The sequence below is a fragment of the Dyadobacter sp. CY327 genome (genome assembly GCF_021390415.1).
Classification (GTDB): Bacteria; Bacteroidota; Bacteroidia; order Cytophagales; family Spirosomataceae; genus Dyadobacter; species Dyadobacter chenhuakuii.
On the sequence record NZ_JAJUXJ010000004.1, the window covers coordinates 200,511 to 219,731 of the forward strand.

Consider the following 19,221-nt stretch of genomic DNA (forward strand, 5'->3'; position numbering starts at 1 on the left):
ATTAATCCCTGTACTCCTCCCCTGTCAGTTTGATAAATAATGATTGCAGATTAGGAGCGTCATGCGTTTTCCTCAGATCTGTAAGGTCGCCTTTAGCAATAACCCTACCATGGTCAATGAGCGCAATGTGCTTGCAGAACTCCTCTGCTTCCGACATGTGGTGGGAAGTGTAGATGATGGTCGTACCGGCCTTATTTATTTCCTGCAAATAGCGGATGATCGCATTGCGGCTTTGCACATCGACTCCCACTGTTGGCTCGTCCAGGAAAAGGATATCGGGTTTGTGAATAATGCCGATCGCGAGGTTAACCCGGCGTTTCATCCCGCCTGAAAACGACCCGACTTTTTTATCCGCAAAGCGAGCCAATCCCAAAATTTCCAGCAGATCTTCGCGACGCGCTTCAAGCTCTTCCTTGCCCAGGTTATACATGGCACCGAAGTAATCCAGGTTTTGCCGCGGAGTAAGTTCTTGGTAGAAAGCATATTCCTGAGGAACAAATCCTATGTGGCTTTTTCGTTCCTGTTCGGAAATAAATTGGTTTTGGTAGTAAAAGTTAATTGTTCCGGATGATGGCGGGATTATGCCGCAAAGGATCGAGATCAATGTTGTCTTGCCGGCCCCATTAGGTCCCAGCAAGCCAAAAATATCAGACGTACCAATGTTCAGGGAGACGTCGGTGAGGCTGTTTTCCTGCGCAGTTTTATATTTTTTAGAAACGTTTTGTATTTCAATGCTAACCGGTTCGGTCATATCGTAATGCTCATTTACCAAGACTCATGCGCGATAGTTTCTGAAACGCTTCTTTCTCTACCAATCTGATATCAACCAGCATATCGGCTATTTCATCAAAATCTTTTTGTTCCGTCAACCGGCCTTTGTAAACGCCCGCCATTTTGATCGCACTCGCGCGCCACATGTCGCCTGCTTTGGTAAAGTCCTCAGAAACAGCGGACAAGCGATCATCCTGCATGTAAGCGGACGCTTCTTCCAGAAATGCACCGTATAGGAACCGAAAACCGCCTCCGCCTGTGCCAATCTCTTCCTGCATCCGAACAATTTGTCCCAGATAAAGGCTGGCTTTTTTCAGCCCAAGCTTATCGCGCCACTTGCGGATATGCCCCGCTGTGTGCCTGATGCCATCCACGCCGGCAAAGCTGCCCGGAATTTTGAGCATATCACGCACATTCCGACGGATTCCTTTTACAATCCCTTTACGGATCATGTCATCGGTCACCGGTTTCACCCGTTCAGGATAGTAAATGTGTCCTTTCGGAGCCAACGGGCCTTGCGCAAAACGAACGCGGCTGAGATCCGACTTGGATAATGTGGTCACATCCTCCATGACCGGATCGCTGATCAGATAATTATTGTCTTCCTGCCCGAAAACGATCAGGTTATGGGCATTGAAATGGAACCGGTATTCTTTTGGAAAATAAGTAAGGTGGAAAACGCCGACCTGGCAGGCCACCGGAACCCCTTCCTGCACTTTTTTGTCCAGGAACGCTTCCGCTGAGGCTACATTTGAGAATTTTTTCCGCGTCACATCCACGTTAAGTGAATTGCAAGTACGCTTGAAAATAGCGCCCGGCATGGTCCTGAAAGAAATCGCAGGGCCGTTATTAACAGTAAGGAAAGGAATCTGAATGTAAAAAAGCCCCGAACCCATTCCAAAGGCCAGCGGCTCGGTCATGAAATCCAGACCGTGATAACGCAACAATGCCGTGGTAACCCCATTCTCACAATGTGCGGTCTGAACGTGGCGGAACTCATCCGTATGGCTATCAATATTCACTGGATCAACCTTTAAAATTTTTCAATTCCTGCAATGTAACATCGAATGCGCTGGCATATTTTTCCAGCTTCCGGTCGCTTAATCCTTTAAAAACAGATGGTTTTAAATGTCTTTTGATAAAAAAAGGAAAAAAACCTGTGTAACCCGACAGAACCGACAGATCCATCAACCGGAGTTCCATATAGTAGTAGATCGGACTTTTCTCACCGTTTGCTACGGCTTTTCTAGCGTCCGCTATCCGTTCATTCACATCGTCCCATGCGCTGTCCAGCGCCTGTTTTTTAACCTCCCAACCTCTGCTCAACGCGGTTTCGTATTTCCCGTCCTGATTTTTGACGTAACATACTTCCCTGGTAAATTTATCCAGCGCGCCCGGGTCTTGTGGAAGGTCTTCCTTTTTCATGGATCAGCAATTAGATCAGCAAACGGTCAACATACAGAACATATAAGAGAAGCGGGAGCTTTCGGGAACTGCTAAAAGTATCTTCTCACCCTTTTTCAGTGCCCCGCTGTAAAAAACTTCTTCAAGCATCATATAAATCGATGCCGAACCTACATTGCCCTTGGTAACCAGGTTGGTATACCACTTTTCCTTTGAAATCGGCATGCCGTTCTCATTACAGAAGTCTTCGATTTTGTTTTCAAAAAAGTAGCTGGACAAGTGCGGCAGGAAATAGCTCACTTCATCCATGCTGATCGACCGTTTGTCGAGGATATCCTTTAATTTGGCAAAACCCAATTTAACAATTTTTTCTCCTAAAAGCTTCACATCCTGCTTGATACTGAACACAGACTGTTCCAGGACCTGCTCACTTTTAAAATCTTTATAGCTTTTAAGCGTACCGTCCTCCTGCTTGTCAGCGCCCATATACATGCATGCCTCCTCCTCGTTGGCATAGGAGCAGCCTTCTATCCAATCAATTTTCAATGATATACCGGACCTGTTGGGCGCGGATTCAACAAGGAAAGCGCCGGCACCATCCGACAGCATCCATCGTAGAAAGTCTTTTTCGAATGCCAGATAAGGATTTTTTTCAAGCCTTAAAAGCTGCTGCACTTCGTCCTCAAACTGATCCGCGCGCAAAACAGGAGAAAGCCTTTCGGAAGCACAGGCCACCGCTTTTTGCTTTTCACCCAGTTTTACAGACATGTAGGCATATTTGAAAGCGTGCATCCCCGCGCAGCAAACGCCCGAAGGCGACACAACCTCAACAGGGCCGGTGTCTTTCAAATAACCATGCACCATTGAACCGTGCGAAGGCATCAGCTGGTCCGGGCTCGACGTAGCGCAACTGATCAGATCCACGTCCTTTATTTCCGATGTATTTTTTTCAAAAAGTTTTGTTACCGCCAGCGCCGCCATTTCTGCATTGGTATGCGTCGTTGTGCCATCTTTCAGCAGCGCATAATATCTGTTTTTTATGCCGTTATTACGTAAAACAAGTGCTTTTGATTTGGAAGGCTTTCCATTTATATATCCTAAATATGCTTCCATTTCATCATTGGAAACGGGCTCATTCGGCAAAAACTTGGCAATTCTGGTAATATATGCGTCTGACATTATTATTTGGTTTCTACACCACAAAAGTATTGTTTTTTCTTCTTAATCGCATTTCCGGTAAAAGGCACGATCAGCAAATTATATACGAAAAGGATCACGGGAGCGACCATAAACAAGGCGATCAGCAGATAATATTTGAAAAAACCAACCAGTCTTTTCCGCTTAGCAGGAGTCGTTCCTTTTGTTTTGATCAGCTTTGCCCAGATCCTGAAAAGTTTTTTGGCACGTTGTTCAATAAACAGAATGTCTGTCGGGATCGCGATCAAGCCTGTTGCCAGAATCTCGTTCTGGAGATTGCCGTAATCTGATTTTGCTGCTGCGTTGTTCACAATAGCGCCAAATTGCGATGCGCTTCGGATATCCTGGTCACTAACGCCGGGAAGTGGGAAAATATTCCATTTCCGGTCTTTTCTGCCGGTTAGCATCCAATGTAAAATGGTAAATGCGCTGATCAGATTTGACGTCCGGTCCATCAGCGGAATGTTGCCTACCAGCCGGCCGCCTGCATTCTTAATTAACTTTTTAACGCTTTCCTGAGAGTTGAGCCACATATTTCTTCCTCCTATGACGGTCACAACGGGCGTGCCGCGCAGTATAGACTGGAAGGTCGGGTCTTTAAGCAGGGATATAATGGGTGGCGAAGGCGACAAAAACCAGGGCTGATAACCCAATACGATCAAGTCGTAATGCTCAGCTGTGTAGGTAATTGATTTTAGTGGAATGGTGTCTTCCTCAACACATTCCGGCATCTTATCGAAGAATTCTTCCGTAGTCCAGGGAAAAACGTAAGGTGTGACCGGGAAAATCTGGTGCCTCTCTATGCTGTTTGGATCGAATGGAGCTAAAAACTGATCGATGATTTCATTCAACTGTCCGGTTTGCGAGTAGTTTACGACTAGTATTTTTGCCATTGATCAACAATTCCTGTTTACCTGAATTCTCACTTTAAATCATTCTCTTTCAACACCTTGGAATCCTTGGCATAATTGGAAACAATCGTTTTCAAATCATTGTCCAGCTTGCCAAAACCCGCTATCACTGCCTGCTTGTCTTCGTCAAGCTGCTTATTGTATTTCAAAACCTTAGGTGCATGTTCCTGAACGGTTAGTCTCAGAAACCGGTATTCTGTATTAGCCGGATTGCTTTTAATCTCATCTTCAAGCATATAAGCACCTTTTTTGAAAGTTTTGACTTTCACTTTTACACTTTTCTGAAACCCGGCCTTCTTCATTGTCAATACGCCTTTGTAGGCGTTGATCCGGGAAGATGGTTTTTCCTTTTCCAGATTTGCAAGTGCCTGATCGATAGCGGATTCTTCCCCGCTCGACAATGCTTTATAAAAATCTTTTTTTTCCGACTGAACAAACCCAAACGTAGTCAGGGATGCCAGGCAAACGAGTATGATAACAAGGGATCTTTTCATGTAACTAATCGTAGACTATTGCTGAAACAAATGATCAGAACCAGATGTTCCTAATCCCGTTTTTTGCATTCCAAAATAGTATGATAGCTATCGCCGATCAACGGATAGGTTTCCACGATTTCGAACCCGGCCTGACGAGCCAGATCCTTCATTACTTCCACACGATACATTTTGCTATTTCCATTTGCCATAATTGTGAAATAGAGCGATGTAGCCACGAGGCTATGATGAGCAGCCGGGAAATTCTGGTTGTCGAAAAATGGTTCCAGGATGTAGAGCGTCGTGTTTTCGGAAGCTGCATTGCACGCATTTTCGAGGATCTGAATGATCTGCTCTTTTGAAAAGCAATCCAGAAACTGACTCATCCAGATCACATCAGCGCCCTTGGGGATTTCCTGCGAACGATCCAGGAGGTCAATCGGGTGAAAACTAATGCGATCCAGTAAATTTCGCTCCGTTGCATTGGCCTGTGCCACTTTCAGCTGAACCGGAAGGTCAAGTATTTTTAACCTGACATTCGGATCGTGCTTGCAGCATGCAAATGACCATTTACCTGTGTTTCCGCCTACGTCAAAAATCAATTTTGGATTGTTCCTGAACACAATTTTTAATGCTTCGGGAAATGCATTGTCCGAATAATAGTGGTCAAATTCGAACCAGGAAGTTTTGGCTGGCTCCGGCAATACAGAAAGTCCCTCGTAAATGGTCGGCCAGCCGCCCAGCACTTTCAGGCCCTCAGGTTTGCCGTTTTTGAAGCTTTCGGTCATATTTTTTGCACCGAGATAGCAAACATCATTCATGAAGTTGATATTGACCCGCGTCATTTCGTCTTTCAGGAGGAAAAAACCGATCTTGGAAATTTTAATAATGTTGTCTTCCACTTCCACAACCCCAAGAACCTCAGCGGCTTCCAGCAACAAAGTAACACTATACTCCGACACACCGGTTTTTTCAATAATCGTCTCAATGCTGACACCTTTCCGATTGTTGCTGATAAACTGCAAAATGCCCAATTCCCGAAGCGCAACGACCGCTTGAAAATACATGGGACCAAATGCTATTTTTTGTGCTTCATACTTGGCGTCAATTGCCGACAATTCTTTTTTCATTATACGCTTTTAAGGTTCATTTTTGGCCGAAGAGGCGGGTATCATTCTATCTTTAAACTTCCTTCTGTGCTTTTTCTTTTTGAGGTCTTCCTCATGCCAGACAATGTATCTGCCCATGGTGCCCCTGAAACGCTGGAAAAAATTTTCCCTTTCCGACAGCTTCACAAATCCTTCCCGCACGGCCAGCGTGTTGTCTACTTTGGGCTCGTAAAGGTTCATCCCCTTTAACGTATCGATGACAGTCGGCAGAAGCCCGATCGGCAGGTCGAAACGCTTAATGAATTTGCGCATGTAGCTCGTCTGGATCGGGTCGGTAGCGAGTGCAAGTTTCGTAAAACCCAGGTCTTTTCCAAGGCGATAAGAATAGTATACGTTTTCCGTGCTGTGCTCGGCTTTTTCTTCGGTAAAAATATTTTCGCGGGGTACGCCTAATGCGTGTGCGTAATTGGCCATCACCTTACTTTCTACATAAGGCGTAGCAACGGCAGAGCCTGAAAAGATAATGTTTTTGGTGTATCCCTTTGAATAAAGGTAATGTGCCCAGTGGATGCGCATTTGCAGGATCATATCCCATTTCTCGCCATTGTGCGGAAATCCGGGAACGATGACGGCATCATAGGGCGACTCTTTGATTCCTTTATTGAATGCTTTTGCAGCCGACCGGTATAGCATTTTTCCGCATCCTGACAATGATAATGTAATGAGCGCCAGGAAAATGAGAGGTAAAATCCGCACGTTTATGGGTTATCAGTTAAACAGTAAGCTGTGAAGCGCTCGTCCAGTCTGGCGAACAAATCACAGCTTACAAAATATGCTATGGTATCGGTAATGGACTTTAAAAATAGGCAATTCTGTTTACTTTTTAAACCTTATAGGTTTTTGTAAAGCCAGTATGGATGAGAACGAATGCAAGAAGTCACAGCTTTTTCATAACATAAGAATGTTAAAATTGTGACTATGGATTGTTATTAAAGCTTTTTATCCAAAAATGCAGCCAGAGATTTTCCTGCTTTTGCATAAGATTCCGCGATCCTGACGCCGGTGTCGAAGTCGAAGCCGCCAAACTGGCCGCCGGGAACATTGCGCATATTCAGCTGAGCAACTTTGGCAGATTTATTTGCAGATTCAACCAGATCCACTTCGTAATCCACGTAGGCATTTTTACGCATCACCCCTACATTAAAGCCGGGCTCAACGAATTTGGTGCGAACGATCAATGTGTAAGTTGCATCCGGACGGGACTGAACGGCTTGCAGCCCTTTATCGGCCATTCCCTTATTGAAAAGTTCTTCGAATTTGGGTTCGAAACGGTTTTTGCGGTCATCGACCCACGCTTTTTTCCAGGCGTCACCTTTGCCTGCTTCCTTTGCATTGTATTCAGCAGATTTCTTGTCCAGATATTCTTTTTCAGTTGCAAATTTCCCAACCCCGAATTCGGAATAATCGTATTCAACGTTTACTGTTTTCTGGCCTGATAATACGGCAATGTCTCCGCTTTTCAGCTCGACTCTCTGAGCAAATGTATCTGTTGCTCCGATCGTAACAATGGCAAAAACTGCTGCGTAAATGGTCTTTTTCATGTTCGTAATTTTATTTTTATATGGTAATAGAGGCGTCAAATATAGATCAATTTTTCAGGTTTGCGTTTTTCCTGTTTGTATATTCTGAGGTTGAGTTCGTGAGCGGTTGTGAACGCAAATGACGGGGTCACGCGAAGCCTGGATTTGAACAGGGAATGCAGTTTTTCGCGAAAAAAGGCAGTGTCCAGATGATCCGGCAACTGGATCGAAATGTCATCATTCCCATACTCATTTTTGGCAACGACAACCTGATAAAGGTCAATTTCGGGCACCATATCCAGGACATCGAAAATCGCAGGCGGAAAAATGGTCGTCCCCTTAAATTTAATCATTTGCTGCTTTCTGCCCACAACGGGACCCACGCGCGGGCTCGTACGGCCGCAAGCACATTTTTCGTAATGCACATGGCATAAATCGCCCGTCCGGTAACGCAGTAGCGGCATTCCTTCCACGCCTAATGTTGAGATGACAATCTCTCCAAGTCCTCCTTCTTTAACCACAATATCCTGCTCATCAACCACTTCCAGGATCAGCAGATCTTCATTCAAATGTCCGCCTTTACCCTCGCTGCATTCCGTAAAAGCCGCGCCCATTTCCGTTGACGCATATGTGGAGTAAAGTTTCACATCCCACTGCGAAGTGATCCGCTTACCCAGTTCATTGTAGGTAAAATCCGGATTCCGGATCGGTTCACCGATGCATATGACCGATTTGATGCTGGAAGAGGCGAAATCGATGTTATTAGCCATGGCGTAATCGATGAGCCGGGGAATGAATGAGGGGATGGCGATGATAACGGTAGGTGAAAAACGCTGGATCGATTCCCATTGCAAAAACGGTGCGCCCGGCCCTACCCGGATCATTCCGGCTCCCAGTTTCCGGGCACCCATCCAGTATGCGAGCCCGGCCATAAACCGCTTGTCAATGGTGGTCATGAGCTGGTAAATGTCATGCTCGCTCCCATCGGCGCAGCGAAACGATTCGGATTCATTTTCGGCAAGCCTTTCAATGTCGGAGTCTGTAAGATAAAATGCCACCGGATCGCTTAATGTGCCCGAAGTCGTTACATAATCCGCGATCCTGCTTTTTGGAACACACAAAAAATCATCATTGGCCGCAGCCAGATCGTCCTTCGTAGTGAAAGGCAGCTTTGCCAGATCTGCAATTGAAACAATGCTGTCCACATCCACGCCGTGTTTCCGAAAAACCTTCTGATAATAAGGAGAATGTGCCGAAACGTAAGCCAGCAAGTGTTTCAATTTTTGCTCCTGCGTTTCGCGGATCATACTAATGGTCATTGGAATCAGGTTTATAACTAAAAATCAGAAAGGAGACTTTTTGGCTTTCGGCGATTTTGTCTTTGATCACATTCCTTTCCTTGAGAGACGCTACATCGTGTTTTAAGGCTTCCCTGTAATAGCTGATCGCTTTCTTTGAATTTTTACTCTTTTTGAAATAATCACCTAAAAACAAATAGGTAAGATAACTTTCCGGGTTATTGGCCACAAAAGCAACCTCTTCTTCGCGCGAGAGCTCGAAAGGAACGCCCAGCATCACATATTTACTGATCTTTTGCTTGGTAACCTTGAACGCTTCGAACTTCTTGTAATCATTGGAAGCCAGGAAAGGGTCTGAACGGATTTTGAGTGAATCAACAGGTTGGAATGTTCCGTTCCGCAAGAAAACATCATTTAAATTGTAATAAATAAATTCCCCCAGTTGGTAAGGCGGCGTTGAAATCCACATTTCTCTTTTTTCCGGCTTGAAAAGAATCCCGTGATGCGCAATGAGCTGATTCAGTGTTTTTGAATTGCCATAACCCACGAATTTATCATTAACGCCTTTCTGATCGCGTAAAATAGCCGCAGCCTTGTCCACATCGAGCGGGTAAGACCGGTTCATCAGCTCATTCATGCGATCAAAACGAGATTTGGAATCTGTATCCTTGATGTTGTTAATGTTCACAGAATCAGTAACAAAAGATTTTCCCTGGTAATGGTTGGCGCAAACCAGATAATCCTTTCCCGATTCAAAAACATCCATTTTCTGTGGCGATTTTTCAATTATAGCCGCATTATCATCGGCCGCGGAACCGATCAGTAAGGATTCGGAAACGAATGTTTCGCTACGCTGCGCGATTTTCCTGGCTTCTTCAATGGTGCCTGCATACTGCAAAATCTCCCTGGCCAAAATAGAAATCGGCTCCTTCGCCGCAAACGGAATGTCTGATTTTGAAGCATTTAATGTAACGGTTATGCCTTTTTCATTCATTCCCGAAACCACACCGGTAAGCCCCGCCCAGGCGTAGGAAGCGAATTTGTAGCCCTTATCCGGGTTCATGAACACGATCAGCTTGTCTTCGGCGAAAGCATCGCCCATATAGAAATCGAAGTTCCTGGCAATCAGCAGTGTGGAGTCCTTCGTCAATGCATTATTGACTGCAAAAGACGTGCAGCCTACCATATTCAGATCGGTAAGCGCGTGGCCGATGTCGTGGGCCGCGTGGTAGTTGAGAATGCGGTAATATTTAGGACCAATGTAGTTGAACTGCTCAGAAAATGACTGCGAAACGCCGTAAATCTCTTGCTGGTTTTCTTCGGGAATATATTTGTAAATGTCCCGGTTAAACCAGCCGACAAATCCTTTCAGCACCTGCAAAAACACGCTGCTGGGAATCATTTCCTTGATCTGGTTTACGAAATGGACTTCCTGCTTTTCCATTAATTCCTTTGCAAGGATCCCGTAAATGAGCCCGCGCTCGTAAGGCTTCCCTTCCAGATACATTTCCCATATCCCCTGCTTATTCTTTTTAAGCCAGCAATTTCCGACCGTATAATGATCTTCGGCCACCTTTATGCGCTTGTAACTCCCGGTTGTTTTATTACTTTCAAGCTCGGGAGCCGGCACGCGGATGCGCCAGAGGAAAAGGCCAAAGAGAATACCCGCAATGAGCAGGAATATGCCAAAGGTTTTCAGGACGTTCCTCGTAATTCTATTTTTGGGCCACATAATGAGCAGAGACGGGCAAATGCAGTTATTATGCCCGGTTTGAATATCAAAATTAACAATAAATGGCCATCTGTTACATAAAAAGCATCTCGGATGATTCAACGTTGGGCCTATGGCATATGTCGGAAAGTTGGCAGGAGCTGAAAGAAATGGTTAACCTCCCCGACTTGGAATTGCTGGCGCTGGAAGATAAAAAAACCGACCGGAGAAAGCAGGAATGGCTGGCCTGCCGCATTTTATTGCAGGAAATGAGTCCAATGCAACCTATCATTGTCTATGATGAAAATCGCAAGCCACATATAAACGATAGCACAAGGCAACTCTCCATGTCGCATTCGGGTGCCTATGCCTGCGTGTACGTGCATGATAGTAAGCCGGTTGGAGTGGATTTACAGCAAATGAAACCATCTATTTCCAAAGGTGCCGATTATTTCCTGAACGATGCCGAAATGCAGTGGACGGATCTGAACGACAACGTTTTGCTGCATCTGATATGGTGTGCCAAGGAGGCGGTATTTAAATATGCAGGCGATGCGGATCTGGACTTGAAAAAACATATTATTACAAATCCTTTTCAGAGCAACCAAAATGGAACAATTGAGGTTTGTATTCAAAAGGAAAATGTAAACAGGTCTGTCAAAGTGCATTATGACGCATTTGAAGACTACTTACTGGCCTGGACCATTTGATTTTGCAAAAGTTTAAAACCTAATCCCTATATGCAGCGAGTTCTTACCATCCTCTTTTTATTAATTGCTTTCCAAATTTCCGCACAGGTTCCTTCACAGTCATCAAGTGAAATTTTTCAGAACATTAAGAAACTGAACGTCTTAGGCTCAGTGCTTTACATTGCCGCGCATCCGGATGATGAAAACACGCTGATGCTTTCCTATCTGTCCAAAGATCAACTTGTGAGGACGGGATATTTGTCATTAACGAGAGGCGACGGCGGGCAAAACCTGATCGGTGCGGAACAGGGCTATAACATTGGCGTTATCAGGACGCAGGAGCTGCTCGCTGCACGCCGCATTGATGGCGCACAGCAATTTTTTTCAAGGGCTTATGATTTTGGTTTTTCCAAAACACGCGAAGAAACATTGAATTTTTGGGATAAGGACAAAGTGCTGGGAGATGTGATCTGGATGATCCGCAAGTTCCAGCCCGACGTCATCATTACCCGCTTCCCACCCGATCCACGCGCTGGACACGGCCATCACCAAACTTCCGCATTCCTGGCCGAACAAGGTTTCATCATGGCCGCCGATCCGAAATCCTACCCCGGTCAACTGAAATTTGTAAAACCATGGCAAGCGAAAAGACTGGTTTGGAACACGTACACGCCTGGTTTTACAAACAAGCAGCCCACAGAAGAGAAAAACCCTTTCATATCCGTTGAAATAGGCGGTTACAATCCGATTTTAGGCAAATCTTACACAGAAATAGCAGCAGAAAGCCGCAGCCAGCACAGAAGCCAGGGATTTGGAAGTGCACCTCAGCGTGGCGCCAGGATCGATTATTTCCTGCATAAAGTGGGCGAACCAGCACAAAAAACCCTGTTTGACGGCATTGACGTTTCTTGGAAACGCGTGAAAGGAAGCGAAAAAGTGCAGGCTATGGTTTCAACCGCGATCAAGAACTTCTCCGTAAACAAGCCTTCCGCATCCGTTACCGAGCTCTTGAAAATCAATGCCGAACTGAACAAGCTGGATTCGGCGAACATTTATATCAAGGCCAAAAAGGAAGAAGTTAAAGAGCTAATATTACAATGTGCCGGACTTTGGTTTGAAACCAATCCGGATGATTTCTCTCAGGTTGCAGGCGATACGGCTTCTGTTAAGGTGTCTGTTGTCAAAAGATCTGATTATCCTGTGAAACTCCTTTCCCTGCAATGGACAGGAAACAAAAAAGACAGCACATTAAACATGTCCCTGGAAGATAACGAGCTGAATTCCATGGCATTGAACCCGGTTTTACCTGCCAGTCTGAAAATTACCCAACCCTACTGGCTGGAAAAGCCGATTGACAAAGGTTTGTTCCAAATTGACAATCAGCAGGACATTGGATTCCCTGAAAACCGCCCGGAAACCGTTACCAGATTTACATTTGAAATCGGCGGCCAGCAATTCAGCTTTTCGCGGCCTTGGATTTACAAGAGCACAGATCCGGCACAAGGTGAGATTTACCGTCCATTTGAAATCCGCCCGGCTGTAACTACAACCATTACAGAGCCCGTTTTCATATTCTCATCAATGGAACCCAAAACGGTTACCATCGTCGTTGAAGCACAGCAGAAAAATGTGAAAGGATCGGTTAAGCCTGAAATTCCTGCTGGCTGGAAGTCTGTTCCCGAGTCTGCAAGTTTTGATTTGAAAGGAAAATATCAGCAGCAATATTTCTCATTCATTGTTACGCCCCCGGCTGATAATCAGGAAGTAAAGTTAAAAGCAATCGCAACGGTCGACGGCCGGATGCTTGATAGATCTGTTAAAACCATCGCTTACCAGCACATTCCAAGTCAGACGATTTTCCCGACATCGGAAGCGAAACTGGCCAAAATCGATGTAAAGACAACCGTCAAGAACATTGGTTACATTGCCGGTGCCGGTGATGATGTGCCAACAGCTTTACGGCAAATGGATTGCCAGGTTACCATGTTGAATGAAGCTGGTCTGGCGAAGGATCTGGCAATTTACGATGCCATTGTTGTGGGCGTCAGGGCTTATAATACGGAGAATTATTTGGCCAATTACCAATCCAAATTGATGGATTATGTTAAGAACGGCGGCACGATGGTCGTTCAATACACCATTCCGGGTGGACAAAAAGTAAAGCAAATCGGACCTTACGACATGGAACTGGGAAGAGACCGCGTTGCCGAAGAGGACGCAGAAATGCGCTTTCTATTGCCTGAACACACATTACTTAATTATCCCAACAAGATAACAGAGAAAGATTTCAATGGCTGGATCCAGGAACGCGGGCTTTATTTCGCACAAACCTGGGACAAAAAGAATTACCAGGCATTATTTTCAGCCAATGACAAAGATGAAACTTTGAAGGAAGGAAGCGTACTTTATGCTCAATATGGCAAGGGACACTACATTTATACAGGTTTGTCCTTTTTCCGGGAGCTTCCGGCAGGCGTTACGGGAGCATACAGACTTTTTGCCAACATGATTTCTGCTGGCAAAAAGTAAGCATTACTTAACGTTTTTTCTGCGGTTACGCTGGAAGTCTTCCAGCACAAATCCGCCCAGGCCTTGCAGGTTGCTGTAATAGGCACGCCCATTATTCACTTGGGTGAAATTCTGTACAAATTGTTTCAGGTAGGGATCCGTGGCGATCATGAATGTCGTCACGGGAATGTTCAGCCTTCTGCATTGTGCTGCCAGGGTCAGGGTTTTGCTAATGATCTTGCGATCGAGGCCGAAGCTATTTTTGTAATAACGGATTCCTTCTTTCAGACAGGTTGGCTTACCATCCGTGATCATGAAAATCTGCTTGTTACGCGTTTTTTTCCGGCGAAGAATGTCCATAGCAAGCTCCAAACCCGCCACTGTGTTTGTATGGTAAGGGCCTACTTCCAGGTAAGGCAAATCTTTGATCTGGATCTGCCAGGCGTCATTACCAAAAACGATAATGTCGAGCGAATCCTTTGGGTATTTACTTCTGATGAGCTCGGCCAGTGCCAACGCTACTTTTTTTGCAGGCGTGATGCGGTCTTCTCCGTACAAGATCATGGAGTGACTGATATCAATCATTACGACGGTTGCTGTGGTCGTTTTTTGCTCGCGTTCCACCACTTCCAGGTCATTTTCCATCAGCATAAAATCCCCTATTCCGTGGTTAACCTGCGCATTTTTGATGGATTCCGTCATTGCGATCTGGTCCAGCGTGTCGCCAAACTGAAATTGTCGAATGTCGCTGCTCAGCTCATCGCCGACGCCCATATGCGGCGTGTGATGGTTTCCGCCCGTTTTCGAGCGTTTCAACTTGCCAAAAATCTCGTCCAAAGCACTTTTACGGATGCTCTTTTCAGCTTTTGGCGTCATAATGATCTTGCTCTCACCCTCCTGCTTCTCTTCCGTGATATATCCTTTCTTTTTCAGGTCATCGAAGAAATCACCGATGCCATACGAATCATTGGTCAGATTATATTGACGGTCGAGTTCACTAAGCCATGACATTGCCTCACTCACATCGCCGGAAGTCATTAACAATAACTGCTGAAAAATGTCGAACAATTGCTCAAACTTGCTGTTTGGGCCTTGTTCAGCTGGAATAAATTTTGAAAAACGATGTCCGCGCATATATAAATCGGGCTTAAAAGATCTCGAAAAAGAGACGGCTACTTTCAAATTTAATCGAAAGTAGCCGCATATTCATTCATATTTTAATAGACTACGCTTCTTCTGCGCAGAACTCTTCAAATGCCATTTGCAAATGTTGTGCAATCATCTCAGCCGAACGGCCTTCAATATGATGACGCTCAACAAAATGGATCAATTCACCATCTTTGAAAAGCGCTACTGCCGGTGAAGACGGAGGATATGGCAATGTATATTCGCGCATTTTAGCGACTGCTTCCAGATCAGCTCCTGCAAAAACGGTTGCCAAATGATCAGGCTTAATTTCGCTGCGTGACAAAGCTGCTGTTACACCCGGGCGGGCAGCACCAGCCGCACATCCGCAAACAGAATTGATCACAACCAGAGCTGTTCCTTTCGTGGTTTGCATAAAATTGTCAACTTCCTCAGCCGTTGTCAAATCCTGAAAACCAACATTAACCAGTTCAGCTTTCATCGGAGCCACTAATTGTGGTGGATACATATTTTCTAAAAATTAAAGTTTATGATAAAATTATATTCTTCTCAGCCGGAAACTACATGAACCCAAGTTCAAGTTTTGCTTCTTCCGACATCATTTCTGTTGTATAAGGAGGATCAAATGTCAGTTCAAGACTTACATCATTCACCCCTTCCACTTCACGGATCTTCTGTTCTACTTCGCCTGGCAATGTTCCTGCAGACGGGCATGAAGGCGACGTCAAAGTCATGGAAACAAATACGTTATTGACAGGGAAGATTTTCAAATCGTAAATCAGCCCCAACTCATACACATCCACCGGAATCTCCGGATCGTACACAGTCTTAATGGCCTTAACAACTTCTTCCCTTAATTCTGACTCTGACATTTTATATAAATTTACTGATCTGAATTAATTCGCTGTATTAAAAGAACTTGCCTGAAAAGCCACACCATAAGCCTTCATTTGTTTCAACATTGACGCAAGGCCGTTTGACCGGGTTTGCGCAAGATGCTGGTGTAATCCAATGCGTTCCATGAAATAAAGGTCCGCACTGGCGATTTCCTTCGGCGTATGTCCTGACAAAACTTTCACAAGCATGCTGACCAGTCCGCGAACAATAATTGCATCGCTATCCGCTTCAAATTTCAGCAAATCGCCATCCATGTAAGCATTCAGCCACACGCGGGATTGGCAGCCCTTGATAATGTTATCCTCAGTCTTATATTGCTCTTCCAATGGCGGGAACTGCTTTCCGAGATCTATAATATACTCGTACTTACTCTCCCAATCATCAAACAATTCAAAATCCGAAATTAGTTCGTCCTGTATCTCGTTTATGGTCATTTGTATTTTTAAATTATGCAGCAGCAGTTCGCGTACTAACCCAATTAATCAGCGATTCGGCTAACTCCAATCCCTCAGCCGACAACTTTGCTGAACGGTTGCCATCATAGCTCATCGCCAGATGTAATGTGTCGTAGGCATCATTGAAAGTTGTAAGTGCCTTTTTATCAACCTTACTCAACTCATTCTGATACCATTCTACACTCTTGCGGCCTTTGGTTTTTTTGCCTAATAAGCTATCCAGCGCCACCAACACACCCGTATAAGCTGCATGTCCTGCAAGCTTTACATATTTTTTATCCTGATAAAACCCATCCTCTTTCTTCGCTTTCTCTCTTAGAATCTCTTTCGCGTTATCCAGGTAACGCTTTGCTTCTTGTACTGTATTTGGCATAGGTGTATATAGGTTTGGTTTATAATTCGGAGGTTAATTTAATGATATTATCCGAGCATTCTTTTCACTTTGTGCAAGCCCTGTATCAAAAGATCGATTTCTTCTATCGTGTTGTAAACAGCAAATGAGGCGCGGGTGGTTCCGGTAATGTTGAAGCGTCGCATGAGTGGTTGGGTGCAATGATGCCCTGTGCGAACTGCTATGCCCTGCTGGTCCAGTAACACGCCCATATCCTGGTGATGGATGCCATCAATTACGAACGAAAGCACACTCACTTTTTCCTTTGCCCGACCGATAATCCTCAATCCTTGAATGTCCTTTACAGCCTCCGTTGCGTATTCCAGCAACTTATGTTCGTGCGCTGCAATGTTGGATTTGCCCAATGTATCCACATAATCCAATGCATACTTCGCGGCCACAACGTCTGCTATGTTAGGCGTCCCTGCTTCGAACTTGTACGGCAGTTCATTATATGTTGTTTTCTCAAAAGTCACTTCTTTAATCATTTCCCCACCACCGCGATAAGGAGGCATGGCATCCAGCAACTCTTTTTTGCCATACAAAATCCCCATTCCGGTCGGGCCGTAGATTTTGTGCAGGGATAATGAATAAAAGTCGCAATCCAGGTCCTGAACGTCCAAATGCAAATGCGAGCTCGCCTGCGCGCCGTCCAGGAGCACCTTCGCGCCAACAGCATGCGCCTTGGCTATGATCTCCTTGACAGGGTTAATGGTGCCCAGCGAATTGGAAACATGCACGACAGACACAAATTTCGTCCGTTCTGTCAGCAGTTTCTCATATTCATCCATCAACAATTCACCCTCATCATTGATCGGAATTACTTTTAAAATACAACCCTTTTCCTCGCAAAGCATCTGCCAAGGAACAATGTTGGAATGGTGTTCCATGGTTGAAATGATCACTTCATCACCGGCTTTCAGGAACGTGCGGCCGTAACTCGATGCCACGAGATTGATCCCGTCTGTGGTTCCGTAAGTAAATATAATTTCCTCAGGAAGCGGCGCATTCAGGAATGTCTGCAAGCGGCGGCGCGACAACTCAAATGCAGACGTTGCCTTCTCGGCTAAATGATGGATCCCCCTGTGAATGTTGGCATTATAATGCTCATAATAACCCGACAGCGCATCCAAAACCAGACGCGGTTTCTGCGTTGTTGCCGCATTATCAAAGTAAACCAGCTGCTTTCCGTTCACAATTTCATTCAGGATCGGAAAGTCACTTCTGATGGATGCTATATCAAGATTGTTGCTCATTATGACAGGTATTTAAGAAAAATACCCAACCCAATAATGACAGGTTGGGTAGCAATAAGATGAAGCCCGATTAATGTCAGACGATTATTTTGAAGCTAGTTTCTGAGCAATTACGTTTTCAAGATATTCACGGACCGAGTCAATTTTGATCTGCGAAACCACGTCAGCGCAGAAGGCAAACATTAACAACGCCATCGCTTCTGGTCTGGAAATGCCGCGTGAACGCATATAAAATAGCGCTTCCTCATCAATCTGCCCGGTTGTGGTTCCATGTGAACATTTCACGTCGTCAGCAAAAATTTCAAGCTGCGGCTTCGTGTTCATTGTCGCTTCTGTTGAAAGCACAATGTTCTTGCAGGATTGAAAAGCATTGGTCTTTTGCGCATCTTCGCGAACAAATATTTTTCCGTTGAAAACACCTTTTGATTTATCCCTCAAAATCCCCTTATACAATTCATTGCTTTCAGAATTGGGTTTGCGGTGATCTGCAACTGTATGGTTATCAACGTGCTGCGTTCCGTCCGGAAAATAAAGACCGTACATATGCGCATCGCAACGCTCCCCATCCAGGATAATGTTCAGGTTGTTACGGGTAAAACGCCCGTTAAGCGTAACCGTTCCTGCGTAAAAGTGCGAGCGGTCAAGCATCCGAACCTGCGTTGTGCCGATATGATAAGCATTATCGCTTTCGTTCTGAACTTTGTAATATTCAACGTTCGCGTCCTCTGCAACGTAAATCTCTGTAACTGCATTTGTAAAAGAGCGCTGCGTTCCCAAAGTCCGGAATGCTTCGGCAAGCTTCACTTGTGCATTGCGGCCAACAGAAATAATGTTCCTTGGCTGGCTACCCACATGCTCGGTTCTCGCGTCACTCAGGAAGCGCAGGATTACCGGGTGCTCCACTACTTTATTATCAGCAATGTGAATGAAAATGCCGTCCTGCGCAAAAGCCGTGTTCAGCGCAGTAAAAGCATCATCCTGATCTTTTACCAACTCATTAAAGTAAGAATTGACCAAAGCAGGCTTGCTTTTATAAGCTTCCGAAAGTGAGCTGATCGTGATCTGATCCTGAGATGAAATGATGCGGGACAGCTCGGCGTTATAATGTCCGTTTACAAAATAGATAATGTTCGCAACCTGTGCCGGAATCTTCAAATCTTCCAGATCAGCCAGTTCAAGCGAGCCGCCTGCATTAAAATTATAAGAAACGCTGATCAGATCCTTTACATTGGAATATTTCCACTCCTCGTTTCTGGTTGTCGGGAAACCCAACTTATCGAATTCAGCCAGTGCTGCTCGTTTTTTCTGGTGAAAAGCCGATGAAGCCTCCCCATTCATTACGGACTCGCGGGCATGAAAATCCGCGACCAGCCTGGTTTTTAAATCTATTGTTTCGGTACTCATTGATGTATCAGTTGTTACTTT

20 protein-coding genes are annotated in these 19,221 nt (G+C 45.1%); 2 read left to right on the forward strand and 18 right to left on the reverse strand.

Annotated features, from left to right (window positions below; translation table 11 throughout):
- Position 1 precedes the first annotated feature (1 nt).
- From LZG74_RS12440 to LZG74_RS12490, 11 genes are all read right to left on the reverse strand, one after another.
- Entirely contained in the window at positions 2–751 is a 750-nt protein-coding gene (locus tag LZG74_RS12440) for an ABC transporter ATP-binding protein (RefSeq protein ID WP_233796901.1), read from the reverse strand.
- A gap of 10 nt (positions 752–761) precedes the next feature.
- Positions 762–1,793, reverse strand: coding sequence for a BtrH N-terminal domain-containing protein (locus LZG74_RS26395; RefSeq protein WP_233796902.1), 1,032 nt, complete (start codon positions 1,791–1,793; stop codon positions 762–764).
- Positions 1,794–1,797: 4 nt separating this feature from the next.
- Positions 1,798–2,196, reverse strand: a complete 399-nt coding sequence (locus LZG74_RS12450) for a hypothetical protein (RefSeq protein ID WP_233796903.1) — start codon at positions 2,194–2,196, stop codon at positions 1,798–1,800.
- 15 nt (positions 2,197–2,211) lie between these two features.
- On the reverse strand, positions 2,212–3,354 hold the full coding sequence (locus tag LZG74_RS12455) for a beta-ketoacyl-ACP synthase III (protein ID WP_233796904.1): 1,143 nt from the start codon (positions 3,352–3,354) through the stop codon (positions 2,212–2,214).
- 2 nt (positions 3,355–3,356) lie between these two features.
- Positions 3,357–4,265 carry a hypothetical protein gene (locus LZG74_RS12460; RefSeq protein WP_233796905.1) on the reverse strand — a complete coding sequence of 303 codons (909 nt, stop codon included), beginning with the start codon at positions 4,263–4,265 and terminating at the stop codon, positions 3,357–3,359.
- 29 nt (positions 4,266–4,294) lie between these two features.
- Positions 4,295–4,777 (reverse strand): hypothetical protein, encoded by a 483-nt coding sequence (locus tag LZG74_RS12465; RefSeq protein ID WP_233796906.1) that lies wholly within the window; start codon positions 4,775–4,777, stop codon positions 4,295–4,297.
- A 50-nt stretch (positions 4,778–4,827) separates the two neighbouring features.
- Entirely contained in the window at positions 4,828–5,886 is a 1,059-nt protein-coding gene (locus LZG74_RS12470; RefSeq protein ID WP_233796907.1) for a methyltransferase, read from the reverse strand.
- 9 nt (positions 5,887–5,895) lie between these two features.
- Complete coding sequence (locus LZG74_RS12475) at positions 5,896–6,621, reverse strand: YdcF family protein (protein ID WP_233796908.1); 726 nt, start codon at positions 6,619–6,621, stop codon at positions 5,896–5,898.
- Positions 6,622–6,854: 233 nt separating this feature from the next.
- Positions 6,855–7,466 (reverse strand): hypothetical protein, encoded by a 612-nt coding sequence (locus LZG74_RS12480; protein ID WP_233796909.1) that lies wholly within the window; start codon positions 7,464–7,466, stop codon positions 6,855–6,857.
- Between the two features lie 35 nt (positions 7,467–7,501).
- Entirely contained in the window at positions 7,502–8,764 is a 1,263-nt protein-coding gene (locus tag LZG74_RS12485) for a phenylacetate--CoA ligase family protein (RefSeq protein WP_233796910.1), read from the reverse strand.
- Positions 8,754–10,475 carry a C45 family peptidase gene (locus LZG74_RS12490; RefSeq protein WP_233796911.1) on the reverse strand — a complete coding sequence of 574 codons (1,722 nt, stop codon included), beginning with the start codon at positions 10,473–10,475 and terminating at the stop codon, positions 8,754–8,756. The genes LZG74_RS12485 and LZG74_RS12490 overlap by 11 nt, the downstream gene beginning before the upstream one ends.
- Before the next feature lie 62 nt (positions 10,476–10,537).
- Here LZG74_RS12490 and LZG74_RS12495 point away from each other — a divergent pair, with 62 nt between their 5' ends.
- Positions 10,538–11,164 carry a 4'-phosphopantetheinyl transferase superfamily protein gene (locus LZG74_RS12495; protein ID WP_233796912.1) on the forward strand — a complete coding sequence of 209 codons (627 nt, stop codon included), beginning with the start codon at positions 10,538–10,540 and terminating at the stop codon, positions 11,162–11,164.
- Between the two features lie 30 nt (positions 11,165–11,194).
- Positions 11,195–13,672 carry a PIG-L family deacetylase gene (locus LZG74_RS12500; protein ID WP_233796913.1) on the forward strand — a complete coding sequence of 826 codons (2,478 nt, stop codon included), beginning with the start codon at positions 11,195–11,197 and terminating at the stop codon, positions 13,670–13,672.
- Between the two features lie 3 nt (positions 13,673–13,675).
- Here the strand turns inward: LZG74_RS12500 and LZG74_RS12505 are convergent, their stop codons facing one another.
- The 7 genes from LZG74_RS12505 to sufD all read right to left on the reverse strand — a co-directional run bounded on the left by LZG74_RS12505 (position 13,676) and on the right by sufD (position 19,200).
- A complete protein-coding gene (locus LZG74_RS12505) occupies positions 13,676–14,785 on the reverse strand; it encodes a VWA domain-containing protein (protein WP_233796914.1) in 1,110 nt (369 codons plus the stop codon).
- 91 nt (positions 14,786–14,876) lie between these two features.
- Complete coding sequence (locus LZG74_RS12510) at positions 14,877–15,305, reverse strand: BrxA/BrxB family bacilliredoxin (RefSeq protein WP_026631606.1); 429 nt, start codon at positions 15,303–15,305, stop codon at positions 14,877–14,879.
- 52 nt (positions 15,306–15,357) lie between these two features.
- Complete coding sequence (locus LZG74_RS12515) at positions 15,358–15,669, reverse strand: SUF system Fe-S cluster assembly protein (RefSeq protein WP_026631607.1); 312 nt, start codon at positions 15,667–15,669, stop codon at positions 15,358–15,360.
- A 24-nt stretch (positions 15,670–15,693) separates the two neighbouring features.
- Complete coding sequence (locus LZG74_RS12520; protein WP_233796915.1) at positions 15,694–16,128, reverse strand: SufE family protein; 435 nt, start codon at positions 16,126–16,128, stop codon at positions 15,694–15,696.
- 13 nt (positions 16,129–16,141) lie between these two features.
- Positions 16,142–16,522 carry a DUF5618 family protein gene (locus LZG74_RS12525; RefSeq protein ID WP_233796916.1) on the reverse strand — a complete coding sequence of 127 codons (381 nt, stop codon included), beginning with the start codon at positions 16,520–16,522 and terminating at the stop codon, positions 16,142–16,144.
- Positions 16,523–16,569: 47 nt separating this feature from the next.
- Positions 16,570–17,796 carry a cysteine desulfurase gene (locus tag LZG74_RS12530; RefSeq protein ID WP_233796917.1) on the reverse strand — a complete coding sequence of 409 codons (1,227 nt, stop codon included), beginning with the start codon at positions 17,794–17,796 and terminating at the stop codon, positions 16,570–16,572.
- An 84-nt stretch (positions 17,797–17,880) separates the two neighbouring features.
- The gene (gene sufD / locus LZG74_RS12535) at positions 17,881–19,200 is read right to left on the reverse strand and encodes a Fe-S cluster assembly protein SufD (protein ID WP_233796918.1); all 1,320 of its coding nucleotides are present in this window, start codon (positions 19,198–19,200) and stop codon (positions 17,881–17,883) included.
- Between the last annotated feature and the right edge of the window lie 21 nt (positions 19,201–19,221).

Coding starts and splice junctions, on each gene's coding strand:
- LZG74_RS12440 (WP_233796901.1), bottom strand. CDS start 751: ATGACCGAACCGGTTAGCATTGAAATACAAAACGTTTCTAAAAAATAT.
- LZG74_RS12450 (WP_233796903.1), bottom strand. CDS start 2,196: ATGAAAAAGGAAGACCTTCCACAAGACCCGGGCGCGCTGGATAAATTT.
- LZG74_RS12455 (WP_233796904.1), bottom strand. CDS start 3,354: ATGTCAGACGCATATATTACCAGAATTGCCAAGTTTTTGCCGAATGAG.
- LZG74_RS12460 (WP_233796905.1), bottom strand. CDS start 4,265: ATGGCAAAAATACTAGTCGTAAACTACTCGCAAACCGGACAGTTGAAT.
- LZG74_RS12465 (WP_233796906.1), bottom strand. CDS start 4,777: ATGAAAAGATCCCTTGTTATCATACTCGTTTGCCTGGCATCCCTGACT.
- LZG74_RS12470 (WP_233796907.1), bottom strand. CDS start 5,886: ATGAAAAAAGAATTGTCGGCAATTGACGCCAAGTATGAAGCACAAAAA.
- LZG74_RS12480 (WP_233796909.1), bottom strand. CDS start 7,466: ATGAAAAAGACCATTTACGCAGCAGTTTTTGCCATTGTTACGATCGGA.
- LZG74_RS12485 (WP_233796910.1), bottom strand. CDS start 8,764: ATGACCATTAGTATGATCCGCGAAACGCAGGAGCAAAAATTGAAACAC.
- LZG74_RS12490 (WP_233796911.1), bottom strand. CDS start 10,475: ATGTGGCCCAAAAATAGAATTACGAGGAACGTCCTGAAAACCTTTGGC.
- LZG74_RS12495 (WP_233796912.1), top strand. CDS start 10,538: ATGGCCATCTGTTACATAAAAAGCATCTCGGATGATTCAACGTTGGGC.
- LZG74_RS12500 (WP_233796913.1), top strand. CDS start 11,195: ATGCAGCGAGTTCTTACCATCCTCTTTTTATTAATTGCTTTCCAAATT.
- LZG74_RS12505 (WP_233796914.1), bottom strand. CDS start 14,785: ATGCGCGGACATCGTTTTTCAAAATTTATTCCAGCTGAACAAGGCCCA.
- LZG74_RS12510 (WP_026631606.1), bottom strand. CDS start 15,305: ATGTATCCACCACAATTAGTGGCTCCGATGAAAGCTGAACTGGTTAAT.
- LZG74_RS12515 (WP_026631607.1), bottom strand. CDS start 15,669: ATGTCAGAGTCAGAATTAAGGGAAGAAGTTGTTAAGGCCATTAAGACT.
- LZG74_RS12520 (WP_233796915.1), bottom strand. CDS start 16,128: ATGACCATAAACGAGATACAGGACGAACTAATTTCGGATTTTGAATTG.
- LZG74_RS12525 (WP_233796916.1), bottom strand. CDS start 16,522: ATGCCAAATACAGTACAAGAAGCAAAGCGTTACCTGGATAACGCGAAA.
- LZG74_RS12530 (WP_233796917.1), bottom strand. CDS start 17,796: ATGAGCAACAATCTTGATATAGCATCCATCAGAAGTGACTTTCCGATC.
- sufD (WP_233796918.1), bottom strand. CDS start 19,200: ATGAGTACCGAAACAATAGATTTAAAAACCAGGCTGGTCGCGGATTTT.